This is a genomic window from Pseudomonas sp. R19M (genome assembly GCF_050312585.1).
Taxonomy (GTDB): Bacteria; Pseudomonadota; Gammaproteobacteria; order Pseudomonadales; family Pseudomonadaceae; genus Aquipseudomonas; species Aquipseudomonas palleroniana.
On the sequence record NZ_JBNPJV010000035.1, the window covers coordinates 1 to 25,058 of the forward strand.

Here is a 25,058-nt window from a genome sequence, read left to right on the forward strand (position 1 = left end):
GGCCATCGGGAGCAAGTCGAATCGTCGCACCGCCCCTCCCACAATTTATCCATCGTCCGCTTTATCGCTTAACTGACAGGCATTAGGGCAAGCCCACCTCCCACAGGATTTGCGCTGTCTTTATCGGGGTGGGTAGTTGGACAGGATCTTGCCCACGGTCGAGCGAATCGCATTGCTGCGGTCCTGCGGGTTCGGCGAGCTGGCCATGATCTGTTCGTCACTGCCCCGCCATACCAGTTTGCCGTCCTTGCCGTCGAGCAGGTCGATCTGGATAGTCGCCACTTTGTAGGTGATGTTGCGCGTTTCGTTGTACATCGGCGCCCCCCAGTAACCATTCCATGGGCCGCCCCAGGCGCCGCCGTAATTGGTGGTGACTTGCTGCTGGCGGTCCTCGACGATCAGGTAGGCCTGCACCTTCAGGTCGGCATGCCCACCCGCCGCCGCAGGGCGCAAGCCGCGTTGGTCGAGTTGTTCGCCCACAGCCTGGCGGATGCGTTGTTCGGTAAGGTCACTCTTGATCCGTGGATCATCCGGGCGGTATTGCAGCGCCGGGTCTTTCCAGGCCCAGCTGCGGTAGGCGCCAAAGTCGCGGCTGGCATCGAAGTCATGGTTGACCTGACTGGTCTGGCAGCCGCCCAGCAATACAACAACGGCAAGTGCAGCAATGCGACGAAACATGGAGGTTCTCCAAAAGACGTTCGAGCCTGAAATGAGAATAGCGGCTAACTGGGCGGATAGGCGGACATTGCCTTCTGCATCGCCTCGCGCAATGCATCAGCTCGCTCACTCAGGCTGCCCTGGCTGCTGGTTTCGGCGCTGGTGCTCCAGACCGGCTGGCGGGTGCGCGCATCGAACAGGCTGATCCGCGCCACCGCGACGGTGACTTCATAGGTACGCACCACCGGCACCGTGTTGTACATGCCGTAACCATTGCCATAGCGGTTATAGCCGCCATAGCCGTAGCCATAATCGTCCTGCACCTGCCGCAGGCGCTTCTCCAGACGCACGTCGGCACTGACCAGCAGGTCTGGCGCACGGTTGTCATGCAACAGGCGCAGGCCGCGCTGGTCGAGGGCACCGTTCACCGCCTCGGCAATCTGTGCCGAATCGACCCAGGCCGAGCCCGCCGGCAGTTGGCCGTTGAGCCAGGCCCAACTGCGGTAGGCACCGTAGTCACGCACCGGCGCCGGGTAGGCGCTGGCATCAAAGGTCTTGGCCGCCTGGGCCGGTGCCGGCGGCATCGGCGCCGAAGCCGCCACATAGGGGTTGGGGCTGGAACAGGCGCCCAGACCGAGGGACAACAGGATCAAACACAGACGACGCATTTCGACCTCCGCAACTGGGCCGCTCAAACCGGACGGCAGATCCAGTGTAAATAACGCCCAAGTCCGGCAAAGCTTGGGTGACGACGATGAGCGAGTTCCATCTCCAACAAATCCTGCAGGTCGGCACGGGCCTGGAACTCCACGGGCATATAGTCGTGGAACACCCGCACGCCACTTTGACTTTCGACTTGCCACAGCCCCTCAAGTTGCGCCGCCAACTCCCGTGGATCAAGCGGCTGTTGCGGGGTGAGGCTCTGCTTTTCGCCGGCCATGTCGTTCTTGCGCATCTTGCGGAAGTGGCCTTTGAGCAGGTTGCGATAAATCAGCGCATCGCGGTTGTAGAACGCCAGCGACAGCCAGCCGCCAGGCACGGTGAGTTGGTGCAGCACCGGCAGGATCGCGTGGGGTTCAGCCAGCCACTCCAGCACGGCGTGGCACAGCACTAGGTCATAGGGCTCGGTGAGTTGCCCAAGCAGGTCCTGCCAGGGCGCATGGATAAAAGTCGCGGCCTGCCCGGCCTCGGCGAAACGTTGACGGGCGCCTTCGAGCATCGGCTCGGCAGGTTCGGCCAACGTCACGTCATGGCCGCGCTCGGCCAACCACAGCGACATGTGCCCCAGGCCCGCACCGATGTCCAATACGCGCAACGGGCGATCCGGCAGCGCTTCACTCAGGTCGGCCTGCAATACAGCCAGGCGAATGGCGCCCTTGGCACCGCCATAAATCTTCTCGGCGAACCGTGTGGCCAGTTGGTCGAAATGACGATCACTCATGGGCAAACCGCCGTTCGCTATCGGCCAGCTTGGCGCGCACCACCTCGTTCATGTCCAGGCCCAACTCACTGCACAGCAACAACAGGTACAGTACGATGTCGCCAACTTCCTGGCCGGCGTGGGCGAGTTTGTCCGCGGGCAACTGGCGCGACTGGTCTTCGGTCAGCCACTGGAAAATTTCCACCAGCTCGGCCATTTCCACACTGGCGGCCATGGCCAGGTTTTTCGGACTGTGAAATTGCTTCCAATCGTTGGTATCGCGGATGCGATGCAAGCGTTCGGTGAGGTGTTCGAGGTTCATGCGCGGGCTCCTGAAGGCGTATAGCTTCGGGCGGATAAGCCATCAAGGCAAGTGAATCCAGCGACACCCAACACAGCCCATGATTACCACGCGGCAAACCTCTATGCTTATAGGGAACTCGCCGGGCGCAATCGCAACCCAAGGCACAGCAACGTCCACTCTCTCATCAGGGCACACACATGCAGGTAGAAAGCTTTTTCGGATGGTTGGGCCAGGCGCTCGGTTCCATCATCCGCTTTATCGTCGACGGGCTCAGCGGGCTATTCGGTGCCTTGACCAACGCCGGTGGCAACTTCGTCGATGGACTGTCACGCACCTTGGGCATGGACACCTCGATCATCAGCATCATTACCCTGATCATCGGCCTGATGCTGTTGTACTCGGCGGTGCGCGCCTTTATGCGGGCGTCGATCATCGTCGGGATCATCTGGCTGATGCTGGGCCTTTGGCTGCTCAGCTGGGTCGTGCATTAATAATTGAATACCCTACTCACCGATTGGCGCCACCGCTCCACCCATCGTCGCGTCTGGGCCCTGGCCGCACCGATGATCCTGTCCAATATCTCCGTGCCGCTGGTGGCCCTGGTGGACAGCATAGTCATCGGTCACCTGCCCCACGCCCATCAATTGGGCGCCGTGGCCGTGGGTGCCAGCCTGTACACCTTTCTCGCCTGGGCCATGGGGTTCTTGCGCATGGGCTCCACCGGGTTTGCCGCGCAAGCCGCCGGGCGCGGCGATGGCGCGGCGTTGCGGCAAATCCTGCTGCAAGGTCTGTCGCTCGCGCTGGGCATGGCGATAGTGCTGGGCACAGTCGGCATTCCTCTCAGCCACCTGGCCCTGGAATGGATGCAACCGTCCCCCGAACTGACTGAGCTGACCCGCGAATTCTTCCACACCCGCCTGTTCGGCCTGCCCGCCGCACTGGCCAGCTATGCGCTGGTGGGTTGGTTCCTCGGCACCCAGAACGCCCGTGCACCGCTGGCGATCCTGCTGACCACCAACCTGGTCAACATCGCCTTGAACCTGTGGTTCGTACTCGGCCTGGATTGGGGGGTAGTCGGTTCGGCGCGAGCGTCGGTGGTGGCCGAGTGGGCCGGCGCCCTGCTCGGCCTGGCGATGACGCACAAAGCCCTGCGCGCCTACCCCGGGCATATCGCCTGGGCGGCGTTGACGCGGTGGAAAAGCTGGCGCCCGCTGCTGGCGGTCAACCGCGACATTTTCATCCGCAGCCTCGCGTTGCAATCGGTGTTTTTCATGATCACGGTGCAAGGTGCGCGCCTGGGTGACGCCACCGTGGCGGCCAATGCACTGCTGCTCAACGGCCTGCTGCTGACGGCTCACGCGCTGGACGGCCTGGCACACGCGGTGGAAGCGCTGTGCGGTCACGCCATTGGTGCGCATGATCGCCAGGCCTTGCGTCGCTCACTGGTGGTAGCCGGCGGCTGGTCACTGATCGCCAGTACGGGGTTCGCCGTACTGTTCACCTTCGGCGGCCACCTGTTTATCGCCATGCAAACCGATATCACCAGTGTGCGCGAAACCGCCGACCGCTACCTGCCCTACCTGGCCGTGCTGCCGTTGATCGCCGTCTGGAGTTACCTGCTGGACGGCCTGTTCATCGGCGCAACGCGGGCACGGGAAATGCGCAATGGCATGCTGCTGACGGTCTTGCTGACATTGCCATTCGCCTGGGCGTTGCAGGGCATGGGTAACCACGGCCTGTGGATAACCTTCCTGCTCTTCATGGCGCTGCGCAGCCTGACCCTGGCATTCATCGGCTGGCGCCTGAACACGCAGAATCGCTGGTTGGTCGGGTCATGAAATAAAAAACCCACCTGAGAAGGTGGGTTTTGCTCAACCGCTATCGCCTCACGACGACAGGTAAGACGAGCGAGTCAACCCGAGGCGCAATGCGTCGAGGAACTGGGTACGTTCACTCGCACTGATCTTCGCGCTGGCGCACTTGTCACGGTAGTGCGTCATCAACTCCTCCGGCGACAAGTGCACGTAGCGCAGCATGTCTTCGATGGTGTCATGGGTCTCGATCCCGGCGCTGTACACCGAACCGTCTTCGCGCTGGTAGATGTTCACCGAATCGGTATCGCCGAACAGGTTGTGCATGTCTCCCAGGATTTCCTGGTAGGCGCCCACTAGGAAGATACCCAGCAGGTAGTCCTCACCTTCATTCAGGGCGTGCACGGGCAGGCTGGTCTCGATGGACTGCTCGTCGACGTACTGCTTGATCTTGCCGTCGGAGTCGCAGGTCAGGTCCTGCAATACCGCACGGCGCAGCGGCTCTTCGTCGAGGCGGTGCAGCGGCAGGATCGGCAGCACCTGGCCGATAGCCCAGGTGTCCGGCAGGCTCTGGAACACCGAGAAGTTGCAGATGTACTTGTCGGCCAGCTTGTCGTTGAGTTCGTCCAGCACCTGGCGGTGCGAGCGCTGGCGCGCCTTCAACGAGTTGTGCAGGCGGCGGCACACGGCGAAGTAGCATTGTTCGGCCAGGGCTTTCTCGGCCAGGGTCAGCTTGCCGTCGGCGTACTGAGCGGCCACGTCGCTCATGTAGTGCGTGGCGCGCCAGTAGGTTTCGGTGACCATTTCGATGTCGGTTGGGCCGAGCAGGTCGACCAGCCACTGCACGGTCTCCGGCAGCGCTTCCTTGTTCTCGATCTGCGGCACGTCGTCGTTGTGTTTCTCGACGTCGGTGACCTGTACCACCAGCATGGCGTGGTGCGCGGTCAGCGAGCGGCCGCTTTCGGAGAAGATGTGCGGGTGCGGCAGGCTCTGCGCATCGCAGAATTCCTTGAGCATCCCCACTACCACGCCGGCGTAATCGTCCATGTCGTAGTTGATCGAGCTGGCGTTACGCGAGTGCGTACCGTCGTAGTCCACGCCCAGGCCGCCGCCGACGTCAATGTGGTCCACCGGCAGGCCGAGGTTGCGCAGCTCGCCGTAGTAACGGATGGCTTCCTTGAACCCATGCTGGTAGTCGGCCAGGTTGGCGATCTGCGAGCCCATGTGGAAGTGCAGCAGGCGGATGCCCTGGTCCAGGCCGGCAGCGCGGAAGCGCTCGACCACCGACAGCAACTGCGCCGCCGACAAACCGAACTTGGATTTCTCGCCGCCGGTGTCCGCCCATTTGCTCGACGCCAGCGACGACAAACGCACGCGCAAGCCAACCTGTGGCTTGACCTTGAGGCTCGCGGCCTCTTCGATCACCAGGCCGACTTCGGACTCTTTCTCGATCACGATAAATACATTGTGGCCCAGCTTCTGGCCCATCAGCGCGAGTCGGATGAACTCACGGTCCTTGTAACCGTTGCAGACGATGGTGCCGCCCTTCGGTGCCAGGGCCAGCACGGCCAGCAGCTCAGGCTTGGAACCGGCTTCCAGGCCGATGGACACGTTCTGGGTGGCGATGATGTTTTCGATCACCGCTTCCTGCTGGTTCACCTTGATCGGATACAGCGCGGTGTACTTGCTCTGGTATTCCAGGCGCTCGATGTTCGAATCGAACGCGCCGGTCAGTTGGCGCACGCGGTCTTGCAGGATGTCAGGAAAGCGCACCAGCAGCGGCAAGGACAAGCCGCTTTTGCGCAACTCGTCGACTTGCTCGTACAAGTCGACGGGTGTGCTGTTCGGGCCGTTCGGACGGACTTCAACGCGACCGGCATCATTGATCGCGAAATACCCGGCCCCCCAATGGCGAATCCCGTAAACACTGCGGCTGTCCGCAACTGTCCATTGGCTGCCATCGTCTTTGCGTGTGCGTCGTACGGACATCGAAGTCCCCTATAAATGAAGTCGAAGGCACCGCCCCCATCTGAGGCTGGCGCAGTCTAAAGAATTAAAATGACGATTTGCCTGTAAGAGAGGTAGACCCCGCTCGCAGGACAGAGTTTAGACACAGGTCGGGAAGAGGCTTTCAGCCGCCGGACTTCTTGGCCTTGTACCCGAGCTTGATCAGCTCGGCCAACAGCAACTCGACGTGATCGCCCTGGATCTCGATGACGCCGTCTTTCAACGCGCCACCGGTGCCACAGCGCTTTTTCAGCGTCGTGGCCAGCTCCTTCAGGGCATCTTCGGCCAGCGGTACGCCGGTGATGGTCGTCACCGTCTTGCCGCCACGGCCTTTGCTCTCGCGTCGCACGCGGGCAATGCCGTCGCCTTCAGGGATCAGGGTCTGTTTGCAGGTGCAAGCGGCCACGGGCTGACGACAGTCCGGGCAGTGTCGACCTGCGTCGGTGGAAAATACCAGGCCACCAAGGGCGGCGAAGGATGCGGCTTTTTTGGCCACCGGCAATCCTCTTGGGAGGACAAAGACAGATCGGTACCTGCGAAGAGGTCACCGACCGCGAAGCCCCACTCAGGCAGGGGCAGCGCTACCGAACCGCACAGGGTGGTTCGGGTGAAAAGTCGCGCAGTGTAACCACAAAAAGCCGACTTGCTAAGAGCCAAATGGCGCCAATTATACAACTTTAGCGACGCGAGGCCAGATAGCGCCGCAGGCCCTCTTGAGCGTCCGGGCAATAAGGCTTTTGCTCAGCCTCCAGCAGCACGGTTTCAATGGGTAAAAAGCGTGCTTCCATGACCTCCTCGGGCTGCAACCGCAGGGGGCCATCCCACACGGCGGAGTAGGATTTGCACCAAAGCCGGCTGTCGCCGTCTTCAAAGAAGAAGTGATCGTGCTCGGTCAGTACCGCCCCGGCGACGCCCAGTTCTTCTTCCAGCTCCCGCGCCGCCGATTCAGCGTAGGACTCGCCTGCCGCCACCATGCCACCCGCCGCCGTGTCCCAGAACCCGGGATACAACGCCTTGCTAAGGGTGCGTCGGTGCACACACAGCAAACCTGCCGAATTGAACAGGAAGATAAAGGTGCAACGGCCGATCAGGCCGCGCTGGCGCAGGTCAGACCTGACGAGGTGGCCGAGCAGGTTGTCTTGCCTGTCGACCCAGCAGATCAGTTCAGCATCAGAGGCCGCGCGGTGCGCGGCCTCGTTTGGAGTAGCGTCCATCATCAACCCTGGTTGAGGAGCTGACGCAAATCGATCACTGCAGCGTTTGCCCGGGAAATATAGTTGGCCATCACCAACGAGTGGTTGGCGAGAACGCCGAAACCACTGCCATTAAGGATCATAGGACTCCAAACGGTTTCCTGCGAGGCCTCCAGCTCACGAATGATCTGACGCACGCTGACGGTGGCGTTCTTCTTGGCCAGCACATCGGCAAAGTCGACTTCAATGGCGCGCAGCAAATGGGACAATGCCCACGCCTGGCCACGGGCTTCGTAGAACACGTTGTCGATCTGCATCCACGGCGTTTCCACCACTTCTTCATCGACCTGCGGCACTTCACCTGGAGCCAGGGCTTCAGTTTTCAGTGCAGTGTTCAGCTTGACCCGGCCCACGCTGGCCGACAGGCGTTGCGACAGCGAACCCAGGCGGGTGGCGACATCCCCCAGCCAGTTGTTCAGGTTGTCGGCACGCGCATAGAACAGCGCGCCGCGCTGGTTCGGGTCAGACAGGCGCGCTTCATAGCGGCTCAGGGAGTTGATGCCTTCCTGGTATTCCGACTCACTGGACGGCAGCACCCAACTCTTGTTGTCGAAGTTGAAGCGCGGCTCGGCCTTGGCCAGATCGGCGTCTTCAGCCGACTGCGACTGGGAACGGGCAAAATCCTTACGCAGGGCGCGGGTCAGGTCACGCACCTGTACCAGTACGCCGTACTCCCAGCTCGGCATGTTGTCCATCCACAGGCCAGGCGGGAAACGATCGTTGGAAATGTAGCCACCGGGCTTGTTCAGCAACGTGCCGACCACGGTCTTGAGGGTTTCAACGGTGGTGTAGCCCACCACCATCTGCTTGCCTTCCTTCTCGGCGGCAAGCTGGGCGTTTTGCTGGACCGGGAACAGCGCCGGCTCTTCGCTCCAGTACCAACCCAGGGCACCGGTGACCAACAGGTACAAGCCCAACACGCTGAGCAAGGCTTTGCTCATCAGCAGGTTGCGAAAGTAGCCACGATTGGCCGACTTGGGCTCAGGGGCGGGGCCTTTGGCACTGCCTTCACGGTTTTTCCAGTCCAGCATGGCGATATCCTTTCAATCACTTGAGTTCATGCACATCAATTGTCCGGGTGCGTTCAAACACTCCGACCACAACCCTACCCCATCGTGCCCGCCGGTGCGGCCTTTTAAACGAAAGTGGCACACAGGCAGATTCGACTATAAAGGATGCACGCTTTTTACGCTGCGCGACCACTCGGTCAAAAACTGAATGGCAGAGACTTGCACTTAATTGACGTATGACACTCATGCAACATAAAAGAGGTGCTAGCATAGAGCCATCAGTCGACCTCAGCATGCACCCTCACTAGTAGTCAGGATATGACCGAGCCAGAAGACCCCAGCCGTGAGCGTCTCAAGCACCATTTTGCCCAGCGGGTAATTCATCAGGCACGTCAAATTCTTGAGATCTGGCAACGCCTGCAACGCAGTGAATGGTCGAACGCCGATTTTTCCGAACTCAGCGAAGCCAACCTGCGCCTGCTGCGCTTTGCCGAGCGCTTCGAGCAGCCGGAGCACGGTCAACTGGCACGGCATATCGGCGAGTCCCTGCAGGCTGTGGACGAAAATCGCGGGCGCTTGAGCAGCCAACTGATCACCGAACTCAACCGCCTGATGCAACGCCTGTCACGCACCGGTCTGCGCCAGGGCGACCAGTTGGAACAAACCTTCCTGCCACCGATGCGCAAGCCGATCTACGTGATGTTGGCCGATCACGACCGCGCCGAGCGCTTGGCCAAGCAGCTGGAATTCTTTGGCATGAGCGCCCAGTCCCTGGACAGCATCGCGGCTTTTCGGGCGTCCATGGCCGAGCGCCTGCCGTCCGCCATCGTGATGGATGTGGACTTCTGCGGCGAAGGCCAGGGCCTCAAGCTCGCAGCCGAAGCCCAGGAGGGCCTGGAGCAAAAGCTGCCGCTGCTGTTCTTCAGCTTGCATGAAACCGACACCCCGACCCGCCTGGCCGCCGTGCGCGCCGGCGGCCAGGAGTTCCTCACCGGCACGCTGGAAGCCTCAAGCCTGCTGGAAAAGATCGAAGTGCTGACCTGCGTTGCCCAGTACGAACCCTATAAAGTCCTGATCATCGATGACTCACGCGCCCAGGCATTGCACACCGAGCGGCTGCTCAACAGTGCCGGTATCGTCACCCGCACCCTGATCGAACCGATCCAGGCCATGGCTGAACTGGCGGATTTCCAGCCAGACCTGATCATCCTCGACATGTACATGCCCGCCTGCACCGGCACCGAACTGGCCAAGGTGATCCGCCACAACGACCGCTACGTCAGCGTGCCGATCATTTACCTGTCGGCCGAGGATGACCTGGACAAACAGCTGGACGCCATGAGCGAAGGCGGTGACGACTTCCTCACCAAACCAATCAAGCCGCGCCACCTGATCACCACCGTGCGCAACCGCGCCGCGCGTGCGCGCAACTTGAAGGCGCGGATGGTGCGCGACAGCCTGACCGGCCTGTATAACCACACCCATATCCTGCAACTGCTCGAAGACTGCAGCTTCCGCGCGCGCCGCGAGAACAAGCCGTTGAGCTTCGCCATGCTCGATATCGACCATTTCAAACGGGTCAATGACAGCCACGGCCACCCTATGGGCGACCGCGTGATCAAGAGCCTGGCGCTGTTTCTCAAGCAGCGCTTGCGCAAGACCGACTATATCGGGCGCTACGGCGGTGAAGAGTTCGCCATCGTGATGCCCGACACCGACCTGGAATCGGCCTGCAAGGTGCTGGATGAAATCCGCGGGCGCTTTGCCGAAATTCATTACCCGGCCCAACCCCAGGATTTGTGGTGCACCTTCAGCGCCGGCCTGGTGGAATTGTGTGATGGCTCCGACAGTTTGATGATGGCCGCCCAGGCCGACGAGGCGCTGTACCGCGCCAAGGATGCCGGACGCAACCGCGTACTGGCCGCACGCACGAAAAGGCAAAGTGCCACTTTTTCACCGGAATCCACTGATTCCGTCATAACTATGTAATAGAAACGCAATAACTTCAGGCACTTATCTTTCGCCGTCGGTTGAAACCCCGCATGCGCCTGAAGCTGCTGACCAATCTCAATACCCTTCTATTGGTGGCCGTGTGCCTGGCCCTGGGTGCGACACTCTGGTGGTCGCAACGGGCGCTGGAACGACCTTACCTGTTGATGGAGCGTTATCTGGGTTTGTCCCAGACCTTTCAGAACGAGGCCGCGCGCAATATCGACGATTACCTGGCCAGCGGTGATGCCTTGCGCCTGAGCAGTGCCGGCCAGAGCCTGGAAAGCCTGCTGCAGCATCTGGATGACCTGCCGGCGGAGCTCGCGCAGAACCTGCGCCCCAGCCTCGTTGACCTTGATGCGTTCAGCAAAACCGACCTGCTGGCCGCCGGCAAACTGGCGGGTGACCCGCAAGCGCTGTTGCTGCAAGCCGAACGTGAAGTGGGTGCGAACCTGGAACAACTGAGCCAGTACGCGATGGGCGTCAACTCGCCTGAGGCGGCGCGCTACCTGCCGCCGCTGCTGGACGCGTCCCAGCACCTGGGCAAATTATCCCTGGCCCGCGATAAGCTGGTCAGCAGCGGGCGCGCCGAACTGGCCGACGATGTAGAGCGAGAGCTGGGCAGCATCCGCACCCAGGCCGAACGGTTGGCGCAATTGCCCCTGCTGGGCGTCAAGGCCAGTAGCGAATCCAGCGCCGATGACTTCTCCGCCATGATGGGCCTGGAAAACAACGAAAAGACCGAAGCGCAAGACACCGGCGTCGACCTCAAGCGCGAACTCAACAGCCTGCTGACCCGCTACCCCGCCGAACTCAAGCGCACCCGCGAGCAGATCCAGCAACGGGCCGACCTCGCCACGGCCACCCATTTGAAAATCGCCGCCGTGCAGCAAGCCATCGCCGGCCTGGAGCCCGTGGTGCGTGCGCAACACGGCAAGATCCAAGGCGAAGTACGCTTGATGCAGGGCGTGATGATCGGCCTGATCCTGCTGATCGCATTGTTGATCGATACCCTGCAACGGCGCCTGGCGCGGGTGCTGACCCATCTTGCCCCGGCGCTTTCGACCTGGGCCGAAGGCGACTTCGGCCAACCGATCGCCCTGGGCAAAACCAACCGCGAACTGCACGACATCGAAGCCTCCCTGAACCGTCTGCGCGCCTACCTGGTGGACTTGGTCGGCACCATTCGCGGCAATGCCGAGGAAGTTGCCGGCACCAGCCGTACCCTCGCCGAGCTGAGCAGCGGCCTTCACGACGGCGCCGAGCGTCAGGCGGGCGATACGGCGCAGATTCGTGACTCCCTGGGCGAGCTGGAAGCCACCATCCAGCAAGTGGCGGGTGATGCAAGCCAGGCCGCCGACGCCAGCCGCAGCGCGGGCCAGGCTGTGGAACAGGGTCAACGGGTGATCGGCTTGAGCCTCACCGGGCTGCATTCGCTGGTCGGCGAAGTGCAGCAAAATGCGCAGATGATCGAAAAACTTGCCGAGGAGTCCGCCACGATTGGCGGCGTGCTGACGGTGATCCGCTCGATTGCCGACCAGACCAACCTGCTCGCGCTCAACGCTGCCATCGAGGCCGCCCGCGCGGGTGAGGCCGGGCGCGGGTTTGCCGTGGTCGCCGATGAGGTGCGCTCCCTGGCCCAACGCACGGCGGGCGCCACGGCGCAAATCCAGGACCTGATCGCCGGCCTGCAAACCGCCGCCCACCAATCGGTGCAAGGCATGCGCGCCCAGGTCGAACACGCCGAAGCCACAGCCCAGCAAGCCCAGGCGGCGGATGGCGCGCTGGATGAAATCGTCGGGGCGATCCAGACCATCTCCGACACGGCAGTGCGCATCGCCGATGTGACGGCACAACAGAGCGGCGCCGTCAGCGAGATTCGCGATAACAGCGAGCGGATTCACCAGCTGGGTGAGGACAACCTGCAGCGCATCGGCCAAGGGCGCAGTCAGGGCGAGCACCTGCTGGTGCTGGGAGGCCAGCTCAATACGGCAGTCAAAGCCTTCCGCGTCTGAGCCGTTCCAACGCCATATGAGGATAAATTTGGGAGGGGGCTTGCTCCCGATTGCGGATTGTCAGTCTCAGTATCCATGACTGATCCACCGCTATCGGGAGCGAGCCCCCTCCCACAGTTGATGTTCGTTGGATTCGGAGTGTGTCGCCAATGACCGGATCCTGCGGCGCAGTCACAAACTTTGCGCTATCCTCGCTAATCGTGCCGCCTACTGCATAGAACTGGACAGTCACAAAGGCTTTGCGGCATAGTCGCCGGGTTCTGCCGTACCCCATCCATAACAAGGAACAGCCGATGGCGACCTTACTGGTTCTTCACGGACCCAACCTGAACCTGCTCGGCACCCGCGAACCGGGCGTCTATGGGGCAGTGACCCTGGATCAGATCAACCTTGATCTTGAGCGACGGGCCCGTGAAGCCGGCCACCATCTGCTCTACCTGCAAAGCAATGCCGAGTACGAATTGATTGATCGCATCCATGCCGCACGCGGTGAAGGCGTGGACTTTATCCTGATCAATCCCGCCGCTTTTACACACACAAGCGTTGCATTACGTGACGCGTTGCTGGCGGTGAGCATCCCATTCATCGAAGTGCATTTGTCCAACGTGCATAAACGCGAAGCTTTCCGCCATCACTCTTATTTCTCCGACGTAGCGGTAGGAGTGATCTGCGGCCTTGGCGCCAGCGGTTACCGACTGGCCCTGGAGGCCGCCCTGGAACAACTTGAACAACCGGCCAAGCGCCCCTGACCGACCCTTGGGAGTTGATGATTCATGGATATCCGTAAAGTTAAGAAACTGATCGAACTGCTGGAAGAATCCGGTATCGACGAGCTGGAAATCAAGGAAGGCGAAGAGTCCGTACGCATCAGCCGTCACAGCAAGACTCCGGCCCAACCCTACTACGCACCACAAATGCAGGCACCGGCTCCCGCCGCACCTGCTCCGGCCGCCGTACCCGCTGCCGCTGCTGCACCTGCCGCCCCAGCCGCACCTGCGCTGAACGGTTTCGTGGTCAAGTCGCCAATGGTCGGTACTTTCTACCGTACCCCGGCACCGGGTTCGCCATCCTTCGTTGAAGTCGGCAAAACCGTGAAAGTGGGTGACACCATCTGCATCGTTGAAGCGATGAAGATGATGAACCACATCACCGCTGAAAAAGCCGGCGTCATTGAATCCATCCTGGTAGAAAACGGTCAGCCGGTTGAGTACGACCAGCCGCTGTTCACCATCGTTTGAACCGCGGAGCGCCTTCGATGTTGAAACCTGCGAAGAAACTGCAAAAAGTCCTGATCGCCAACCGCGGCGAGATCGCGCTGCGTATCCTGCGCGCCTGTAAGGAAGAGGGCATCAAGACCGTCGCTGTTTACTCGACGGCCGATACCGAATTGATGCACGTGAAGCTGGCGGACGAAAGCATTTGCATCGGCCCGCCACTGGCCTCGAACTCGTACCTGAAAGTCTCCAACATCATCGCGGCCGCGGAAGTGACCGGCGCTGATGGCATCCACCCGGGCTACGGCTTCCTCGCGGAAAACGCCGACTTCGCCGAACAGGTGGAAAAATCCGGCTTCGCCTTCATTGGCCCCAAAGCCGACACCATCCGCCTGATGGGCGACAAGGTGTCGGCCAAGGACGCGATGATTGCGACCGGCGTGCCAACCGTTCCAGGTTCTGATGGCCCGCTGCCTGAAGACGAGGAAACCGCCCTGCGCATCGGTCGCGAAGTCGGTTACCCGGTGATCATCAAAGCCGCTGGTGGTGGTGGTGGTCGCGGCATGCGTGTGGTGCACAAGGAAGAAGACCTGATCGAAGCGGCCAAACAGACCCGCGCCGAAGCCGGTGCCTGGTTCGGCAACTCGATGGTCTACCTGGAAAAGTACCTGACCAACCCACGTCACGTGGAAGTGCAGGTGCTCTCCGACGGCCAGGGCAACGCCGTCCATTTGGGCGACCGCGATTGCTCGCTGCAACGTCGTCACCAGAAGGTACTGGAAGAAGCTCCGGCACCGGGCCTGGACGAAAAGGCTCGCCAGGAAGTGCTGGCTCGCTGCGTCAAGGCGTGCATCGACATCAACTACCGTGGCGCCGGCACCTTCGAGTTCCTCTACGAGAACGGCCGCTTCTACTTCATCGAGATGAACACTCGTGTGCAGGTAGAGCATCCGGTCACGGAGATGGTCACCGGTGTCGACATCGTCAAGGAGATGCTCAGCATCGCCGCTGGCAATAAGCTGTCCTTCACCCAGGACGACGTGAAGATCCACGGTCACTCCCTGGAGTGCCGGATCAACGCCGAAGACCCGAAAACCTTTATCCCAAGTCCAGGCCTGGTCAAGCATTTCCATGCTCCCGGCGGCAACGGCGTTCGCGTCGACTCGCACCTGTACAGCGGCTACAAGGTTCCGTCCAACTACGACTCGCTGATCGGCAAGCTGATCACCTGGGGCGCGACCCGCGACGAGGCCATGGCCCGCATGCGTAACGCCCTGGACGAAATCGTGGTCGACGGCATCAAGACCAACGTCCCCCTGCATCGGGACCTGGTTCGTGATGAAGGCTTCTGCGAAGGTGGTGTAAACATTCACTACCTGGAACACAAGCTGGCCAACCAGTAAGTGCTCTACCCAACAAAGCCGCCTTCGGGCGGCTTTGTTGTTTCTGGCCTGCTGATGTGATCGTTCCCACGCTCCGCGTGGGAATGCATCTTGTGACGCTCGGCGTCACGAACGCGGGATCGATCGTCGGCGCAGTCGTCTTCTGCCCGCCTCTCGCGTAAACTTGCGCGCTTTCGCGACACATCTAGTCGTACACTCATTTTTTCAAAGGTGCCCGCCATGCCTTGGCTGCAAGTCCGTCTCGCCATCAGCCCAGAACAAGCCGAAACCTATGAAGACGCTTTCCTCGAAGTAGGCGCCGTTTCGGTCACGTTCATGGACGCCGAAGACCAGCCGATCTTCGAACCCGAACTCAACACCACGCCGCTGTGGTCCCACACCCACCTGCTGGCCCTGTTCGAAGACGGCACCGATGCCGCCAGCGTGCTGGCCCATATGGAATTGCTCACCGGTAGCCCGCTGCCGGAGCATCACAGCGAAGTGATCGAAGACCAGGATTGGGAACGCAGCTGGATGGACAACTTCCAGCCGATGCGTTTCGGCCAGCGCCTGTGGATCGTGCCGAGCTGGCACGCCGCACCGGAGCCTGGCGCCGTCAACCTGCTGCTGGACCCGGGCCTGGCGTTCGGCACCGGCACCCACCCCACCACTGCGCTGTGCCTGGAATGGCTGGACGGCCAGGACCTCACCGACTGCAACGTACTGGACTTCGGCTGCGGCTCGGGGATTCTGGCGATTGCCGCGCTGTTGCTGGGCGCCAAGCAAGCCGTGGGCACCGACATCGACGTGCAAGCCCTGGAAGCCTCCCGCGATAACGCGGGGCGCAACCACATTGCCGAGGACAAATTCCCGCTCTACCTGCCGGAGCAATTGCCCCAGGTGCAGGCCGACGTGCTGGTGGCCAACATCCTCGCCGGGCCGCTGGTTGCCTTGGCGCCGCAACTGTCGAGCCTGGTCAAGCCGGGCGGCCGCCTGGCGTTGTCGGGCATCCTGGCCGAGCAAGGCGAGGATGTCGCCGCCGCTTACGCCGAGGATTTCGAACTGGACCCGATCGCCAATCGTGATGGTTGGGTACGCATCAGCGGTCGTCGGCGCTAGAATGAGCGCTTGCCTGAATCGGATGGCCGCATGACCGACAGTTTCGTCACCCAGTGCCCGCATTGCCAAGCCCGCTTTCGCGTCAGCCACGCCCAGTTGAGCGTGGCCCGTGGCGTGGTGCGCTGCGGCTCGTGCCTGCAAGTGTTCAACGCGGCTCGCCAGCTGCTGGAGCAGCGCGCTCAAGCACCTGTACCCGCACCTGCGCCGGAACCTGAACAACCGACCGCCGTCGAGGCAGCACCCGCGACGCCACGGGCCATCAGCCAGAAGCAGTGGACCGCCGAAGTACTGGACCTGGATAACCTGGACCTGGACGAAGAACTGGCCAAGCTGGAACGCCGTGAGATTCAGCATACTCAGCCATTGAACGCAGAGCGCCGCCAGGCGGGCGCTGACCGCCGGCAAAAAGACGCCCTCAGCGCCAGCCGCGACACCGCCAAGGCGGAGGAAGAAAAATGGGCCGCCAGCCTGTTCAGCGAACCGCCGGAAGAACGCGCCCAGGCCAATGACGCCGAACCACCCTCTGCGACCCGGCAGCGCACCGAACCGTCCATGTCGCATCCTATCGACGATCTGGATGATGAACCGCCGCTGAGTTCAGGCCCTGAGGATGAGGTTTTCGACCCGCCCGTGACGCCGGTCATCGACGAAGTGGAAGAGCCCGCTCCCGAAGAATCACAGCCGCGCCGCAAACAGGCACGGCCGCAGGCAAGCGTTCACGACGACGTCCTCCAGGACCTGGAAGACGATCCGCTGCACCTTTATTCACAAAAACGTCCGTCAGGCTGGGGCCGTCGACTGCTCTGGCTGCTGCTGGTAGTAATCGCCGCCGGCGGCCTCGCCGGCCAGTACATCGCCTACCAATTCGACGACCTGTCGCGCCAGGATGCCTACCGCCCCTGGTTCCAGCAGTTGTGCCCGAAATTGGGATGTACGGTGCCATCACGGGTCGACATTGCTCATATCAAGAGCAGCAACCTGGTGGTGCGCAGCCACCCGGAATTCGCCGGAGCATTGGTGGTGGATGCGATCATCTATAACCGTGCGACGTTCTCCCAGCCGTTTCCGCTGCTGGAACTGCGTTTCGCGGACCTGAACGGCAACCTGATCGCCAGTCGTCGCTTCAAACCCGCCGAATACCTGAGCGGCGAGCTGGCCGGCGTGAGCGAAATGCCCTCGCAAACCCCCATCCACATCTCCCTGGACATCCTCGACCCGGGCAATAAAGCCGTGAATTACAGCCTGAGCTTTCACTCGCCCGAGTGAAGCGGTGCACAACCGAAGGTTTGGCGACGGATTATTGACTGCATCGCCGCCGACCAAACCGACGGCGATAAAGAAATAGCTGCTCAGATTTTATCCAATTCAGCCTTTATCCAGTCATCGAGAGCGGGTATCATGCCAACCCTTTTTCGAACTCTAATGATCCGGCCCCACAACAGGGAAGTCCTATGTCGGCGGTACGCATCGGCCCATACACATTGCAGAACGGCTTGATTCTCGCCCCAATGGCGGGCGTCACCGACCAGCCCTTTCGTCAGTTGTGCAAGCGTTTGGGCGCGGGTCTAGTAGTCTCGGAAATGGTCACCAGCGACATGAGTTTGTGGAATACCCGCAAATCGCGGATGCGCATGATCCACGAAGGTGATCCCGAGCCCCGCTCGGTACAGATCGCCGGTGGTGATGCACAGATGCTGGCGGATGCGGCCCGGGCCAATGTGGAACTGGGTGCGCAGATCATCGATATCAACATGGGTTGCCCGGCCAAGAAGGTCTGCAACAAGGCCGCCGGTTCCGCGCTGTTGAAAGATGAGCAGTTGGTTGCCGAGATCCTGCAGGCCGTTGTTGGCGCAGTGGATGTGCCGGTCACGTTAAAGATTCGCACCGGCTGGGACCGGGACAACAAGAACGGCCTGACGGTGGCGAAGATCGCCGAACAGGCAGGAATTACAGCGCTGGCAGTGCATGGTCGCACCCGCGCCGACCTTTACACCGGTGAAGCCGAGTACGACACCATTGCCGCGATCAAGCAGGCGGTGTCGATGCCGGTCTTTGCCAACGGCGATATCGACTCAGCCGAGAAAGCCCGGCGCGTGCTGCACGCAACCGGTGCCGATGGCTTGTTGATTGGCCGGGCTGCCCAGGGGCGGCCGTGGATTTTCCGTGAGGTCGATCACTTTCTGCGTACCGGCGAAGTCTTGCCGGCACCGGAGCTGATCGAGGTGGAACGTATTCTGCTAGAGCATCTGGCCGCCCTGCACGCCTTCTATGGGGACGTGATGGGTGTACGCATTGCTCGCAAGCATGTCGGCTGGTATCTCGCAACCCTGCCGGGCGCCAGGGAGTTTCGCGCCCACTTCAATCGTTTGGATGATACGCAAGCACAGGTCACCACCGTTCGAGAGTACTTCAGCGAGCGCGAAAAGAGCCTGAGGACAGGGAACGGAGAGGGGGTGGCCGCATGACGATGATGACCGAGACTTTAGTGAGTGGAACAACACCCGTGAGCGACAACGTCAATTTGAAACAGCACCTCAACACACCGAGCGAAGAAGGCCAGACCCTTCGCGGGAGTGTCGAGAAGGCGCTGCACAATTATTTCGCCCACCTTGAGGGCGCTTCCGTCACGGACGTGTACAACCTGGTCCTCTCGGAAGTCGAGGCGCCCTTGCTCGAAAGCGTGATGAACTACGTCAAGGGCAACCAGACCAAAGCCAGTGAGCTGCTGGGCCTCAACCGGGGCACCTTGCGCAAAAAGCTCAAGCAGTACGATTTGCTGTAAGCATTCAATCAACCCAGAAAGGCGCCCGCGTAAAAACGGTCGCCTTTTTTGCTGACTCCTTTGCTTTTGATGGAAATTGAAATGACCGACCAGACTACCCGCCTTCCGATCCGCCGCGCCTTGATCAGTGTTTCTGACAAGACCGGGATCCTCGAATTTGCCCGGGAGCTGGAAGCTCTGGGTGTGGAAATCCTCTCCACGGGCGGGACCTTCAAACTGCTGCAGGACAACGGCGTGGCCGCAGTAGAAGTCGCGGACTACACCGGTTTCGCGGAAATGATGGACGGTCGGGTCAAGACCCTGCATCCGAAAATCCATGGCGGCATCCTCGGCCGTCGCGGTATCGATGACGCCATCATGAGCGAGCACGGCATCAAGCCGATCGACCTGGTCGCCGTCAACCTGTACCCGTTCGAAGCCACCATCAACAAGCCAGGCTGCGACCTGCCGACCGCCATCGAAAACATCGATATCGGCGGCCCGACCATGGTGCGCTCGGCGGCCAAGAACCACAAAGACGTGGCCATCGTGGTCAACGCCGGCGACTACGGCCAAGTGCTGGAAAGCCTGAAAGCCGGTGGCCTGACCTACGCCCAGCGCTTTGACCTGATGCTCAAGGCGTTCGAACACACCGCCGCCTACGACGGCATGATCGCCAACTACATGGGCACCGTGAACCAGGCCGCGCAAACCCTGAGCACAGAAGGCCGCAGCCAGTTCCCGCGGACCTTCAACAGCCAGTTCATCAAGGCCCAGGAAATGCGCTACGGCGAGAACCCGCACCAGAGCGCGGCGTTCTACGTGGAAGCCAAGCCGGCCGAAGTGGGCATCGCCACCGCGACCCAACTGCAAGGCAAAGAGCTTTCCTACAACAACGTGGCCGATACCGACGCCGCGCTGGAATGCGTGAAGAGCTTCGTCAAGCCGGCCTGTGTGATCGTCAAACACGCCAACCCATGCGGCGTGGCCGTGAGCCCGGACGCAGAAGGCGGGATTCGCCAGGCGTATGAGTTGGCCTACGCCACCGATACCGAATCGGCCTTCGGCGGCATCATCGCCTTCAACCGTGAACTGGATGCCGAAACCGCCAAGGCGATCGTTGATCGTCAGTTCGTCGAAGTCATCATCGCGCCAAGCGTGAGCGAAGAGGCACGTGCCATCGTTGCCGCCAAAGCCAACGTGCGCCTGCTGGCCTGCGGCGAATGGTCGGCCGAGCGAGCCGCTGCCTGGGACTACAAGCGCGTCAACGGCGGCTTGCTGGTACAGAGCCGCGACATCGGCATGATCAGCAGCGCCGACTTGAAAGTGGTGACCCAGCGCGCCCCGACCGAACACGAGATCAACGACCTGATCTTCGCCTGGAAAGTGGCCAAGTACGTCAAGTCCAATGCCATCGTCTACGCCAAGAACCGCCAGACCATCGGTGTCGGCGCCGGCCAGATGAGCCGTGTGAACTCGGCGCGTATCGCCGCGATCAAGGCCGAACACGCTGGCCTGCAGGTTGCCGGTTCGGTGATGGCTTCCGACGCATTCTTCCCCTTCCGTGACGGTTTGGACAACGCCGCGAAAGCCGGCGTAACCGCCGTGATCCAACCGGGCGGCTCGATGCGCGATGCCGAAGTGATTGCCGCGGCCGATGAAGCCGGCATTGCCATGGTCTTCACCGGCATGCGCCACTTCCGTCACTGATCGATCGTTCCCACGCTCCGCGTGGGAACGCAGCCTGGGACGCTTCGCGTCCCAAAGCGTGACGCAGAGCGTCACAAGAGGCATTCCCACGCAGAGCGTAGGAACGATGACCCAAACGAGGTTTTTGAAATGAATGTTTTGATCATTGGCAGCGGTGGCCGTGAACACGCCCTGGCCTGGAAAGTTGCCCAGGACCCACGCGTTCAGAAAGTCTTCGTGGCCCCCGGCAACGCTGGCACCGCGATTGAAGCCAAGTGCGAAAACGTCGCCATCGACGTGCTGGCCCTTGAGCAACTGGCCGACTTCGCCGAAAAGAACGTCGCCCTGACCATCGTCGGCCCGGAAGTCCCGCTGGTTGCAGGCGTCGTGGACCTGTTCCGCAGCCGTGGCCTGGACTGCTTCGGCCCAACCGCCGGCGCGGCCCAACTGGAAGGCTCCAAGGCGTTCACCAAGGATTTCCTGGCTCGCCACAAGATCCCGACCGCCGACTACCAGAACTTCACCGAGATCGAGCCGGCCCTGGCTTACCTGCGTGAAAAAGGTGCACCGATCGTGATCAAGGCCGATGGCCTGGCCGCCGGCAAAGGCGTGATCGTTGCCATGACCCTGCAGGAAGCCGAAGACGCCGTGCGCGACATGCTCGCCGGCAACGCCTTTGGTGAGGCCGGCTCGCGCGTCGTCATCGAAGAATTCCTCGATGGCGAAGAAGCCAGCTTCATTGTGATGGTCGACGGCAAGAACGTATTGCCAATGGCCACCAGCCAGGACCACAAACGCGTCGGCGACGGCGACACTGGCCCGAACACCGGCGGCATGGGCGCCTACTCCCCTGCCCCAGTGGTCACCAGCGAGGTGCACCAACGCGTCATGGACCAGGTGATCTGGCCGACCGTGCGCGGCATGGCCGACGAAGGCAACGTGTACACCGGTTTCCTGTACGCCGGCCTGATGATCGACAAAGCCGGCAACCCGAAAGTCATCGAGTTCAACTGCCGTTTCGGCGACCCGGAAACCCAGCCGGTGATGCTGCGCCTGCAATCGAGCCTGGTGCTGCTGGTGGAAGCCGCCCTGGCCCAGGCACTGGACAAGGTTGAAGCGCAGTGGGACCCTCGCCCGAGCGTCGGCATTGTGCTGGCGGCCGGTGGCTACCCTGCCGACTACGCCAAGGGCGATGTGATTGAAGGCCTGGACGCGGCAGCTGCGCTGGAAGGCAAGGTGTTCCACGCGGGCACCGCGCTCAAGGATGGCAAAGTCGTGACCGCAGGTGGCCGCGTGCTGTGCGCCACGGCAATGGGCGCCAGTGTCGACGCGGCGCAACAACAGGCATACAAGCTGGCGGCGAAAATCGACTGGAAAGGCTGTTTCTACCGTACGGACATCGGCTATCGCGCCATTGCCCGTGAACGTGGCCAGAACAGCTGAGCCGCTACTCTCCAGTAGCTATCCGTTCGGTTAGGTAAGGGCCTTCGGCCCTTGCCCTACGCATGTCGCCCCGCGCATAGTTAACCCATGCATCACGTGCATCAACCTACGAAGGGATTTCGCCGTGCGCTGGCTCAGGATCGCCATAGGTTTCACCGTCAGCCTGCTGACACTGCTCTGCTTGTTCCCGGCCCAGGCCGCGGCGCAAGGCAGTGGTTGGGCGGTATTACTTGATGAACAGGCCGACCTGCAACTGAGCGACATCCGCTCCTCACGCTACACCAATCAATTCAGCCCCATCGAACTGGACCGGATTACCGCTGCGCAACCGGACGGCGCGTTGTGGGTGCGCTTCAGGCTGCAACCCGGCAAGCACGAGCAAGTGCTGCGGGTGTTTGCCCCGGACCTGTCCCATCTGAGCCTGTATGTGCTGGACGGCGACACCCTGGTGGAACAACAGACCACCGGCACCCGTCAACCTCAGGTGGAAAGGCCGCTACCGAGCAGCGACTTCATGCTGCCGATGCCCCAGAGCCCCAAACCACTCGACGTCTACCTGCGCCTGGTGTCGGAGCATGAGCTGCGCCCCTATATCACCCTGGAGCCGGCCGTACTGGCGGCGGCCGACCAGCACCAGACGCTGATCTACGGGCTGCTGTTCGGCGTCCTCTTGATGCTGATCCTGCACAACCTCACGCGCTTCGCCTACCACCGCTCGCGGAGCAGCCTATGGCTGGCCGCCTGCGAGTTCCTGTTGATGCTCAGCCTGCTGCTGTTGCTCAACCTGATCGGGCCCTGGCTGCCGAACTGGCAAGCCATCCAGACGCCCGGCGCCTACCTCGCGCTATTGCTGACCGCCCCCTGCGGGCTGATGTTTGCCTACCGCTTCTTCATGCCGCTGGGCCCGCATCCGCTGAACAAACTGTTGATGGCGGACATCCTGTTCATCGTGCTGTGCGGTCTGCTGCTGTTGTTCGTCAACACCTTGCCGCTGAACATCATCACCTATGCCCTGGTCGCCCTGGCCGGGTTGAGCATGCTGTTCATCTCGGCCTACCACTGGCAGAAAGGCTATCGCCCGGCACGCTTGTTCGTGGCGGCCATGGTGGTGTTCAACCTCGGCACGCTGATCATCCTGCCGGCCCTGCTCGGCCTGACACTGGTGGCACCGCAGGGTTTGATCGTCACCCTGCTGAGCTTTATCTGCCTCAGTGGCCTGCTGATGAGCCTGGCCCTGGGCGAGCGCCAGCGCGCGATTGTTGAAACCCGTTTCAGCCTCAGCCGCGACCTGGCCGCCAGCAACGCCGAGATCGCGGCCAAGGCCGAGTTCCTGGCGAAGATCAGCCACGAAATCCGCACCCCCATGAACGGTGTGCTGGGCATGACCGAATTGCTGCTGGGAACGCCGTTGTCGGTCAAACAGCGGGACTACGTGCAGACCATCCACAGCGCCGGGAATGAGCTGCTCACGCTGATCAACGAGATCCTCGATATCTCCAAGCTGGAGTCCGGGCAGATCGAGCTCGATGATGTGCAGTTCGACCTCAACGCACTGATTGAAGACTGCTTGAGTATCTTCCGCGCCAAGGCCGAGCAGCAAAACGTCGAACTGATCAGTTTTATCCAGCCCCAGGTGCCTCGTGTGATCAGTGGCGACCCGACACGTCTGCGCCAGGCACTGTTGAGCCTGCTGGAAAACGCCCTGCAGAAAACCGACGAAGGCGAAGTGCTGATCGTCGTCGCCCTGGACGAACGCAGCCCCAAGCCGCGCCTGCGCATTGCCGTGCAAGACAGCGGCGTCCCCATGGACGCCATCGAGCGCGATGCCCTGCTGCACAGCGAACTGCACAGCAAGAACTTCCTCTCGGCCACCCGTCTGAGTGGCCATCTGGGCCTGGTCATCGCCCGCCAACTGATCCTGCTGATGAACGGCGAGTTCGGCATCAAGAGCAGCAGCCATCAGGGCAGCACCCTGTGGTTGACCCTGCCGCTGGACCCGGAACGTCTCGAACACCCGACCTCCGACCTCGATGGCCCGCTCAAGGGCGCACGGGTGCTGGTGGTGGACGACAACGACACCTGTCGCAAAGTGCTGGTGCAGCAATGCTCGGCCTGGGGCCTGAACGTGAGTGCCGCGCCCTCCGGCAAAGAGGCCCTGGCCTTGTTGCGCACCAAGGCGCACCTGCGCGATTACTTCGATGTGGTGCTGCTGGACCAGAACATGCCGGGCATGACCGGCATGCAGCTGGCGGCAAAGATCAAGGAAGACCCGAGCCTGAACCACGACATCCTGCTGATCATGCTCACCGGCATCAGCAACGCGCCGAGCAAGATCATCGCGCGCAATTGCGGGATCAAGCGCATTCTCGCCAAGCCAGTGGCCGGGTATACGCTCAAGACCACCCTGGCCGACGAACTGACGCAGCGCAGCAAAGGCAACGTGCCGCCACGCCCCGTCCTCAGTGCACCGGCAGCCATCACCGTACCTGCCGATTTCCGCATCCTGGTGGCTGAAGACAACAGCATCTCCACCAAGGTGATCCGTGGCATGCTCGGCAAGCTCAACCTCAACCCAGACACCGCCAGCAACGGCGAAGAAGCGCTGGAGGCCATGAAAGCCCAGCGTTACGACCTGGTCCTGATGGACTGTGAGATGCCGATCCTCGATGGCTTCTCGGCGACCCAGCAACTGCGTGCATGGGAAGTCAGCCACCAGCGCATCCGCACGCCGGTCGTAGCGCTGACGGCGCACATTCTGTCGGAACATAAAGAACGCGCACGCCTAGCCGGGATGGATGGGCATATGGCCAAGCCGGTGGAGTTGTCGCAGTTGCGTGAGTTGGTGGAATACTGGGTGGCGCAGCGTCAACAGCGCCCGGAACACGCCCCCTCCTGAGAAATTTGTAGTGAGCGGGCTTGCCCCGCGCTGGGTGGCGAAGCCGCCCCAATAACAACGCCGCAGTGTTTCAGAAAGACCGAGGTGT

22 protein-coding genes are annotated in these 25,058 nt (G+C 61.6%); 14 read left to right on the top strand and 8 right to left on the bottom strand.

The features are described from left to right. Window positions 1-120 precede the first annotated feature (120 nt). The 4 genes from ACQRBT_RS06055 to ACQRBT_RS06070 are packed head-to-tail and all read right to left on the bottom strand — an operon-like array spanning window position 121 to window position 2,399. A complete protein-coding gene (locus ACQRBT_RS06055; protein WP_060755009.1) occupies window positions 121-678 on the bottom strand; it encodes a DUF4136 domain-containing protein in 558 nt (185 codons plus the stop codon). Window positions 679-722: 44 nt separating this feature from the next. Beyond that, window positions 723-1,325 (bottom strand): DUF4136 domain-containing protein, encoded by a 603-nt coding sequence (locus ACQRBT_RS06060; protein ID WP_060755010.1) that lies wholly within the window; start codon window positions 1,323-1,325, stop codon window positions 723-725. Window positions 1,326-1,348: 23 nt separating this feature from the next. Further along, window positions 1,349-2,098 carry a methyltransferase gene (locus ACQRBT_RS06065; protein ID WP_060755011.1) on the bottom strand — a complete coding sequence of 250 codons (750 nt, stop codon included), beginning with the start codon at window positions 2,096-2,098 and terminating at the stop codon, window positions 1,349-1,351. Then, on the bottom strand, window positions 2,091-2,399 hold the full coding sequence (locus tag ACQRBT_RS06070) for a MazG-like family protein (RefSeq protein WP_003188211.1): 309 nt from the start codon (window positions 2,397-2,399) through the stop codon (window positions 2,091-2,093). Before ACQRBT_RS06070 ends, ACQRBT_RS06065 begins: the two co-directional genes overlap by 8 nt. 179 nt (window positions 2,400-2,578) lie before the next feature. Between ACQRBT_RS06070 and ACQRBT_RS06075 the strand changes: the two genes are divergently transcribed. Together ACQRBT_RS06075 and ACQRBT_RS06080 are read left to right on the top strand one after the other, a co-directional pair. Continuing rightward, window positions 2,579-2,872: a hypothetical protein gene (locus ACQRBT_RS06075; protein ID WP_060755012.1), complete on the top strand. Its 294-nt coding sequence runs from the start codon at window positions 2,579-2,581 to the stop codon at window positions 2,870-2,872. 3 nt (window positions 2,873-2,875) lie between these two features. Beyond that, window positions 2,876-4,219: an MATE family efflux transporter gene (locus ACQRBT_RS06080; RefSeq protein ID WP_412046627.1), complete on the top strand. Its 1,344-nt coding sequence runs from the start codon at window positions 2,876-2,878 to the stop codon at window positions 4,217-4,219. Window positions 4,220-4,267: 48 nt separating this feature from the next. Here the strand turns inward: ACQRBT_RS06080 and speA are convergent, their stop codons facing one another. From speA to ACQRBT_RS06100, 4 genes are all read right to left on the bottom strand, one after another. Beyond that, window positions 4,268-6,181: an arginine decarboxylase gene (gene speA / locus ACQRBT_RS06085; RefSeq protein ID WP_060755014.1), complete on the bottom strand. Its 1,914-nt coding sequence runs from the start codon at window positions 6,179-6,181 to the stop codon at window positions 4,268-4,270. Between the two features lie 142 nt (window positions 6,182-6,323). Beyond that, on the bottom strand, window positions 6,324-6,695 hold the full coding sequence (locus ACQRBT_RS06090; protein WP_060755015.1) for a translation initiation factor Sui1: 372 nt from the start codon (window positions 6,693-6,695) through the stop codon (window positions 6,324-6,326). Between the two features lie 181 nt (window positions 6,696-6,876). Further along, the gene (locus tag ACQRBT_RS06095) at window positions 6,877-7,413 is read right to left on the bottom strand and encodes an NUDIX hydrolase (protein WP_104995403.1); all 537 of its coding nucleotides are present in this window, start codon (window positions 7,411-7,413) and stop codon (window positions 6,877-6,879) included. Window positions 7,414-7,415: 2 nt separating this feature from the next. Continuing rightward, window positions 7,416-8,393, bottom strand: a complete 978-nt coding sequence (locus ACQRBT_RS06100; RefSeq protein ID WP_372241630.1) for a DUF2333 family protein — start codon at window positions 8,391-8,393, stop codon at window positions 7,416-7,418. Window positions 8,394-8,780: 387 nt separating this feature from the next. Here ACQRBT_RS06100 and ACQRBT_RS06105 point away from each other — a divergent pair, with 387 nt between their 5' ends. The 12 genes from ACQRBT_RS06105 to ACQRBT_RS06160 all read left to right on the top strand — a co-directional run bounded on the left by ACQRBT_RS06105 (window position 8,781) and on the right by ACQRBT_RS06160 (window position 24,970). Next, entirely contained in the window at window positions 8,781-10,451 is a 1,671-nt protein-coding gene (locus ACQRBT_RS06105) for a diguanylate cyclase (protein ID WP_412046626.1), read from the top strand. A 53-nt stretch (window positions 10,452-10,504) separates the two neighbouring features. Then, on the top strand, window positions 10,505-12,466 hold the full coding sequence (locus ACQRBT_RS06110) for a methyl-accepting chemotaxis protein (protein ID WP_412046625.1): 1,962 nt from the start codon (window positions 10,505-10,507) through the stop codon (window positions 12,464-12,466). A gap of 293 nt (window positions 12,467-12,759) precedes the next feature. After that, entirely contained in the window at window positions 12,760-13,215 is a 456-nt protein-coding gene (gene aroQ, locus ACQRBT_RS06115; RefSeq protein WP_010213488.1) for a type II 3-dehydroquinate dehydratase, read from the top strand. A 24-nt stretch (window positions 13,216-13,239) separates the two neighbouring features. Then, window positions 13,240-13,704 carry an acetyl-CoA carboxylase biotin carboxyl carrier protein gene (gene accB, locus ACQRBT_RS06120; RefSeq protein WP_244701812.1) on the top strand — a complete coding sequence of 155 codons (465 nt, stop codon included), beginning with the start codon at window positions 13,240-13,242 and terminating at the stop codon, window positions 13,702-13,704. A gap of 17 nt (window positions 13,705-13,721) precedes the next feature. Then, window positions 13,722-15,083, top strand: a complete 1,362-nt coding sequence (gene accC, locus ACQRBT_RS06125) for an acetyl-CoA carboxylase biotin carboxylase subunit (RefSeq protein WP_060755021.1) — start codon at window positions 13,722-13,724, stop codon at window positions 15,081-15,083. A gap of 219 nt (window positions 15,084-15,302) precedes the next feature. Then, a complete protein-coding gene (gene prmA / locus ACQRBT_RS06130; RefSeq protein ID WP_090367037.1) occupies window positions 15,303-16,181 on the top strand; it encodes a 50S ribosomal protein L11 methyltransferase in 879 nt (292 codons plus the stop codon). A gap of 30 nt (window positions 16,182-16,211) precedes the next feature. Further along, a complete protein-coding gene (locus tag ACQRBT_RS06135; protein ID WP_411985111.1) occupies window positions 16,212-17,447 on the top strand; it encodes a DUF3426 domain-containing protein in 1,236 nt (411 codons plus the stop codon). 185 nt (window positions 17,448-17,632) lie between these two features. After that, entirely contained in the window at window positions 17,633-18,646 is a 1,014-nt protein-coding gene (gene dusB / locus ACQRBT_RS06140) for a tRNA dihydrouridine synthase DusB (protein ID WP_060755024.1), read from the top strand. Continuing rightward, entirely contained in the window at window positions 18,643-18,963 is a 321-nt protein-coding gene (fis, locus tag ACQRBT_RS06145; RefSeq protein WP_002555375.1) for a DNA-binding transcriptional regulator Fis, read from the top strand. Before dusB ends, fis begins: the two co-directional genes overlap by 4 nt. 81 nt (window positions 18,964-19,044) lie before the next feature. Further along, the gene (gene purH, locus ACQRBT_RS06150) at window positions 19,045-20,652 is read left to right on the top strand and encodes a bifunctional phosphoribosylaminoimidazolecarboxamide formyltransferase/IMP cyclohydrolase (protein ID WP_060755025.1); all 1,608 of its coding nucleotides are present in this window, start codon (window positions 19,045-19,047) and stop codon (window positions 20,650-20,652) included. Between the two features lie 129 nt (window positions 20,653-20,781). Continuing rightward, on the top strand, window positions 20,782-22,074 hold the full coding sequence (purD, locus tag ACQRBT_RS06155) for a phosphoribosylamine--glycine ligase (protein WP_060755026.1): 1,293 nt from the start codon (window positions 20,782-20,784) through the stop codon (window positions 22,072-22,074). A gap of 124 nt (window positions 22,075-22,198) precedes the next feature. After that, window positions 22,199-24,970 (top strand): hybrid sensor histidine kinase/response regulator, encoded by a 2,772-nt coding sequence (locus ACQRBT_RS06160; RefSeq protein WP_060755027.1) that lies wholly within the window; start codon window positions 22,199-22,201, stop codon window positions 24,968-24,970. Window positions 24,971-25,058: the final 88 nt, after the last annotated feature.

What these genes read in the sequence shown, in the direction of transcription:
- ACQRBT_RS06055 (WP_060755009.1), bottom strand. Translation starts at nt 678, where the DNA reads ATGTTTCGTCGCATTGCTGCACTTGCCGTTGTTGTATTGCTGGGCGGC.
- ACQRBT_RS06060 (WP_060755010.1), bottom strand. Translation starts at nt 1,325, where the DNA reads ATGCGTCGTCTGTGTTTGATCCTGTTGTCCCTCGGTCTGGGCGCCTGT.
- ACQRBT_RS06065 (WP_060755011.1), bottom strand. Translation starts at nt 2,098, where the DNA reads ATGAGTGATCGTCATTTCGACCAACTGGCCACACGGTTCGCCGAGAAG.
- ACQRBT_RS06070 (WP_003188211.1), bottom strand. Translation starts at nt 2,399, where the DNA reads ATGAACCTCGAACACCTCACCGAACGCTTGCATCGCATCCGCGATACC.
- ACQRBT_RS06075 (WP_060755012.1), top strand. Translation starts at nt 2,579, where the DNA reads ATGCAGGTAGAAAGCTTTTTCGGATGGTTGGGCCAGGCGCTCGGTTCC.
- speA (WP_060755014.1), bottom strand. Translation starts at nt 6,181, where the DNA reads ATGTCCGTACGACGCACACGCAAAGACGATGGCAGCCAATGGACAGTT.
- ACQRBT_RS06095 (WP_104995403.1), bottom strand. Translation starts at nt 7,413, where the DNA reads ATGGACGCTACTCCAAACGAGGCCGCGCACCGCGCGGCCTCTGATGCT.
- ACQRBT_RS06100 (WP_372241630.1), bottom strand. Translation starts at nt 8,393, where the DNA reads ATGAGCAAAGCCTTGCTCAGCGTGTTGGGCTTGTACCTGTTGGTCACC.
- ACQRBT_RS06105 (WP_412046626.1), top strand. Translation starts at nt 8,781, where the DNA reads ATGACCGAGCCAGAAGACCCCAGCCGTGAGCGTCTCAAGCACCATTTT.
- ACQRBT_RS06110 (WP_412046625.1), top strand. Translation starts at nt 10,505, where the DNA reads ATGCGCCTGAAGCTGCTGACCAATCTCAATACCCTTCTATTGGTGGCC.
- aroQ (WP_010213488.1), top strand. Translation starts at nt 12,760, where the DNA reads ATGGCGACCTTACTGGTTCTTCACGGACCCAACCTGAACCTGCTCGGC.
- accB (WP_244701812.1), top strand. Translation starts at nt 13,240, where the DNA reads ATGGATATCCGTAAAGTTAAGAAACTGATCGAACTGCTGGAAGAATCC.
- accC (WP_060755021.1), top strand. Translation starts at nt 13,722, where the DNA reads ATGTTGAAACCTGCGAAGAAACTGCAAAAAGTCCTGATCGCCAACCGC.
- prmA (WP_090367037.1), top strand. Translation starts at nt 15,303, where the DNA reads ATGCCTTGGCTGCAAGTCCGTCTCGCCATCAGCCCAGAACAAGCCGAA.
- ACQRBT_RS06135 (WP_411985111.1), top strand. Translation starts at nt 16,212, where the DNA reads ATGACCGACAGTTTCGTCACCCAGTGCCCGCATTGCCAAGCCCGCTTT.
- dusB (WP_060755024.1), top strand. Translation starts at nt 17,633, where the DNA reads ATGTCGGCGGTACGCATCGGCCCATACACATTGCAGAACGGCTTGATT.
- fis (WP_002555375.1), top strand. Translation starts at nt 18,643, where the DNA reads ATGACGATGATGACCGAGACTTTAGTGAGTGGAACAACACCCGTGAGC.
- purH (WP_060755025.1), top strand. Translation starts at nt 19,045, where the DNA reads ATGACCGACCAGACTACCCGCCTTCCGATCCGCCGCGCCTTGATCAGT.
- purD (WP_060755026.1), top strand. Translation starts at nt 20,782, where the DNA reads ATGAATGTTTTGATCATTGGCAGCGGTGGCCGTGAACACGCCCTGGCC.